Genomic DNA, 229 nt, shown 5'->3' with positions numbered 1-229 from the left:
AAGCGGAAAGCCATATCCTCACCATGCTGGCGAATAAAGACAAAATCATGGGCTTTGGTCATGCAATTTATCGCGACTCAGACCCGCGTAACGCGCTGATCAAAGAATGGGCGCGTAAGTTGTCGGCCGATGCCGGTGACGCCCATTTATATGCTGTGTCTGAGCGGGTGGAAGCTGTGATGAAACGTGAAAAAGGTCTGTTTGCCAATGCGGACTTTTTCCATGCCTC

The 229-nt window shown here is 50.7% G+C and carries 1 protein-coding gene; it reads left to right on the top strand.

Going from position 1 to position 229, the window contains the following annotated elements; all coding sequences use genetic code 11:
* Window positions 1–229: citrate/2-methylcitrate synthase (locus tag R0J87_RS25495; RefSeq protein ID WP_498889804.1), on the top strand; the 229-nt coding region annotated here is incomplete at both ends.

This window comes from Halomonas sp. SIMBA_159 (assembly GCF_046536035.1).
Classification (GTDB): Bacteria; Pseudomonadota; Gammaproteobacteria; order Pseudomonadales; family Halomonadaceae; genus Vreelandella; species Vreelandella venusta_A.
Note: the sequence above shows the minus strand (reverse complement) of the source record. Positions and strands in the feature narration are given on the sequence as shown.